Source organism: Methylobacterium trifolii, assembly GCF_022179685.1.
Classification (GTDB): domain Bacteria; phylum Pseudomonadota; class Alphaproteobacteria; order Rhizobiales; family Beijerinckiaceae; genus Methylobacterium; species Methylobacterium trifolii.
In genome coordinates, this window is the sequence record NZ_BPRB01000356.1 from 1 (window position 1) to 3,962 (window position 3,962).

A 3,962-nucleotide genomic window follows, 5' to 3' on the forward strand; every position below is an offset into this window, starting at 1 on the left:
GTGGGGGTGGTTCAGAAGGAACCATTGAGCCTCCTTCGGCACCACCCCCACCCCTGACCCCTCCCCGCAAGGGGGAGGGGAAACGCGTTCCGGAACAGAGGGTTACCAAGTCACGGGCACTGTCTGGATTCGCTTGACCGCACGGGAGAGGGGATCCGGGCCGCGTTTCGATCGACCTGTCCGGTGCCGTTGTGCGCCGATGCGTGAATCCGGTAGCCCCGAGGCGTGGGGACTGGCCCGAAGCTTCCATGGCGGACAGGCGCGTCCCGCTCCCCGAAGGCCATCATGACCGACCGCCTGCTCCATGCCGGCCTCAGCATCCTGCTGCTGCTCGCGATCGCATGGGTCTTCTCGGTAAACCGCCGCGCGATCTCCCCGCGGGTGGTGCTCGCGGCCTTGGGATTGCAGGTGAGCCTCGGCGCGCTGGTCCTGTTCGTGCCGGCGGGCCAGGCCGGGTTGGCCGCCTTCGCGGAGGGCGTGCGGACCGTCCTCGCCTACGGCGACCGGGGCACCGCCTTCCTGTTCGGCGGCCTCGTCGAGCCGCGGATGTTCGAATTGTTCGGCGGCGGCGGCTTCGTGCTGGCCTTCCGGGTGCTGCCGCAGATCCTCTACGTCTCGGCCCTGATCGGCGTGCTCTACCATTTCGGGATCATGCAGGCGCTCGCCCGCATCCTCGGCGCCGGCCTGCGGCGGCTGCTGGGCACCGCGCCGATCGAGTCGTTCTCCGCGGTGATCACCATCTTCATCGGCCAGAGCGAGATCGCCGTGGCGCTCCGCCCGTTCCTGGCCCTGCTCACGGGGGCGGAACTGTTCGCGGTGATGACGAGCGGGGCCGCCTCCACCGCCGGCTCGATCCTGGCCGGCTACGCGGCGCTCGGCGTGCCCATGACCTACCTGCTCGCGGCCTCCGTCATGGCGATCCCCGGCGGACTCCTCTACGCCAAGATCCTGGTGCCCTCGACCGAGCCGACGCGGATCGTCACCACCCGGGTGGAGTTCGGCGAACGGCGCGCGGCCAACGTCATCGAGGCGGCCGCCGACGGCACCCAGAAGGGGCTCGCGGTGGCGGTCGGCGTCGGCGCCATGCTGATCGCCTTCGTCGGCCTGATCGCGCTGGCCGACGGCCTCGTCGGCTATGCCGGAGCCCTCGCCGGGTATCCGGCGGCCTCGATCCAGGCAATCCTGGGGGCCGCCCTGAGCCCGCTCGCCTGGCTGCTGGGCGTGCCGTGGGAGCACGCCGTCCTGGTCGGCGGCGCCATCGGGCAGAAGATCGCGTTCAACGAGTTCCTGGCCTACGCCAACCTCTCGCCGGTGCTCAAGGCCGGCAGCCTCGATCCGCGCAGCCAAGCCATCGTCTGCTTCGCGCTCTGCGGCTTCGCCAACTTCGCCTCGATCGCGATCCAGCTCGCGAGCTTCTCCAGCCTCGTGCCCGAGCGCCGGGCCGAGGTCGCCCGCTACGGCCTGCGCGCGATCCTCGCCGGCACCCTGTCGAACCTCACGAGCGCGGCCATCGCCGGGCTGTTCATCGCGGGTTGAGACCGGGGCCACGTCTTCGGTTTCCGGCCGCAGTTCGGCGTGCCCCCGGCAATCGCACTCCGACGGCCAACCGCGCGGGACGTGATCCGGAGCCTCGCCCCGACATCCGGGCGCGTCCGTATAGACCAGAATCCCTGGCTTTCTGCGGTTTCAGTATATACTAAAACTATGCTATTCACCTGCGGTCAGCCAAAGCGGCACGCGAACATCGCCAAGCACGGCTTAGACCTCGCCGAGTTCGAGACCGCGTTCAGCTTCGATCGCTTCCTGAACATCCCGGCGAGGCCGAGCCGCACCGGCCGAGCGCGGTTCAAGCTCATCGGGACGTGGCACGGGCAGACCGTCGTCGTCGCGATCGTCTCGCTGCTCGGGTCGGAGGCGATCGACGTGGTGAGCGTGCGCCGTGCCGGCAGGAAGGAAAGGGCCGCCTATGACCAAGCTTAAGCACGCTCCCGGCTACGTGCCGAACGAGGCCTACAGCCAGGAGGATTGGGACGCGGTGTCCGACAACCCGCCTCTGACCGACGCGGAACTGGCGCAGGCGCGGCCCGGCACGGAGGGGATGCCGGCGGCGATGACAGAGGGCTTCATTCGGCGCGGCGGCAGGCCCAAGGCCGAGAACCGCAGCGTGCCGGTATCCCTGCGCGTGCCGCCCGACGTGCTGGCAGGCTACAAGGCCGGCGGCCCCGGATGGCAATCCCGGATGAACGCCGCGCTCGCGGCCGGGCTCGATGCCGCGGGCGTGTCGCACCAGGGCGTCGCCGAGGCTCCGGTCGCCCGGCGCAGCGCGAAACGCGGCGCCTGATCCGTCTCCGCTGCCGCGTGTTTCTTCAAAACAGTCCCGGTGATGGATCTCGGCATGACGTCCTCTCAGGCCGCGGTCTTGCGCGCGGCCAGCAGCAGGGTGTTCGGCCGGGTCTCCGTCGGCAGGGGCAGGATGCGGTTGAGGACGAGGGCGGCGCCGTAGCTGACTGCGAGCGCCGCGTACCAGCTCGTCGCCACCCGGAAGTAGCGGTCGCGGCAGCGGATCGGGGTGGCCTTGGCCATCCAGTGGATCATCGCGTCGTGCCGGTCCATGCCGATGGCGTGGACCTGCTCCGGGCTGAATCCGAGGACGCGGGCCAGGGTCTTGAGGGCGTTGGGCGTCCACCACGTCAGGTGGTGGGGTGGCGCGTTCATGATGAAGTTCGGGATCGTGGTGTTGGGCGAGGGCCAGAGCGGCGTGCCGATCAGGATGGTGCCGCCGGGCTTGACGCAGGCGGCCAGCGCCCGTGCGAAGCCGAGGGGGTCGGCCACGTGCTCGATCACCTGGAAGGCGCAGGCCGCGTCGTAGGCCGGGCCGACCCGCGCGGCGTGCGCCTCGACGCTCTCCGCCAGGATCGCGCCGGAGGGGTCTTCCGCGGCGAAGTTCGGATCGAGGCCGGTGTAGTGCGCGCCGGGCACGTAGGCGCGAAACCCACCGTGGCCGCAGCCCACGTCGAGGACGCGGCCGCCCTCTGGCACGTGCCGGGCCGCCGCCCGGAACTCCAGGCGCTCGGTGAGCGGCCCGGCGAGCTTATCGTGGGCGCCGATCCTGCCGTAGAAGGCCCGGTAGAACGCCTCGTCGCCGGCCACCATCGGGTCGAAGAAGATCAGCCCGGTCGGCGATTCCCACAGGCCGAAGCGGCGCCCCGGCTGAAGCAGGGCGGCCACGTCCACGCCGCCGGAATAGCGCCACAGGTCGGTCAGGAAGCGGGCGGTGATCCACTGCACCAGCCGCACCGCCGGTTCGCCGGTGATCGGACAGGGGGGCGGCGTGAGGCCGGGTCGGGTCGGGTCGTCCGCTGCCATCGCGCCTCGTCTCCAAGGATAGCGGCATAGCGACCGGAGACGCCCGGCGTCCAGACCGGGGGCGCCCGCGCGCCTCCCCTCAGAGAAACTTCAGCGGGTCCGGCTCCGGTGGGGGCGGGGCCACGTCGACGCGGTTCCACCAGCCGCCGCCGAGCGCCTGGAACAGGGCCGCGGTGTCGGCGTACTGGGTCGCCCGCGCGCCGGCCGAGGTGACCAGCGCCGAGAGGTAGCCCTGCTGGGCGATCAGCACCTGCGTGGAGTTGATGGAGCCGGCCGAATACTGCTTGCGGATCAGTCCGAGGCTTTCCTCCGTCGCCTTCTCCGCGGCCGAGGCCGCGGCGACGGCGCTGGCGTCGGCCTGGAGGGCGCGCAGGGTGTCGGCGACGTTCTGGAAGGCCGCGATCACCACAGCCCGGTATTGCGCCTGGGCTTGGACCAGGGTCTCCTCCGAGGCGCGCTGGCGCCGGAACAGGGTGCCCGCGTCGAAGATCGGCTGCGTCACCTGTCCCAGCACGCTGAAGAAGGCCGCCCCCGGATTGGCGAGCTGGGCGATCCGCACGGCGCTCGCCCCGCCGGTGGCGGCCTTCTTCAGCGTG

Annotated in this window: 5 protein-coding genes; 3 read left to right on the forward strand and 2 right to left on the reverse strand. The window is 71.0% G+C overall.

Annotated features, from left to right (window positions below):
• The first annotated feature begins 285 nt into the window (after positions 1-285).
• The 3 genes from COGEMETH_RS24315 (at position 286) to COGEMETH_RS24325 (ending at position 2,341) form a co-directional block, all read left to right on the forward strand.
• Positions 286-1,536, forward strand: a complete 1,251-nt coding sequence (locus COGEMETH_RS24315) for a NupC/NupG family nucleoside CNT transporter (RefSeq protein WP_238185246.1) — start codon at positions 286-288, stop codon at positions 1,534-1,536.
• Between the two features lie 81 nt (positions 1,537-1,617).
• Complete coding sequence (locus tag COGEMETH_RS24320) at positions 1,618-1,980, forward strand: BrnT family toxin (protein ID WP_238185247.1); 363 nt, start codon at positions 1,618-1,620, stop codon at positions 1,978-1,980.
• Entirely contained in the window at positions 1,967-2,341 is a 375-nt protein-coding gene (locus COGEMETH_RS24325; RefSeq protein ID WP_238185248.1) for a BrnA antitoxin family protein, read from the forward strand. Before COGEMETH_RS24320 ends, COGEMETH_RS24325 begins: the two co-directional genes overlap by 14 nt.
• Before the next feature lie 65 nt (positions 2,342-2,406).
• On the opposite strand, the gene COGEMETH_RS24330 is transcribed toward COGEMETH_RS24325, so the two are convergent.
• The gene (locus tag COGEMETH_RS24330) at positions 2,407-3,366 is read right to left on the reverse strand and encodes a class I SAM-dependent methyltransferase (RefSeq protein WP_238185249.1); all 960 of its coding nucleotides are present in this window, start codon (positions 3,364-3,366) and stop codon (positions 2,407-2,409) included.
• Between the two features lie 79 nt (positions 3,367-3,445).
• Positions 3,446-3,962, reverse strand: a 517-nt coding sequence (locus COGEMETH_RS24335) for a TolC family protein (protein WP_238185250.1), incomplete at its 5' end; no start/stop codon positions are given.

Coding starts and splice junctions, on each gene's coding strand:
- COGEMETH_RS24315 (WP_238185246.1), top strand. CDS start 286: ATGACCGACCGCCTGCTCCATGCCGGCCTCAGCATCCTGCTGCTGCTC.
- COGEMETH_RS24330 (WP_238185249.1), bottom strand. CDS start 3,366: ATGGCAGCGGACGACCCGACCCGACCCGGCCTCACGCCGCCCCCCTGT.
- COGEMETH_RS24325 (WP_238185248.1), top strand. CDS start 1,967: ATGACCAAGCTTAAGCACGCTCCCGGCTACGTGCCGAACGAGGCCTAC.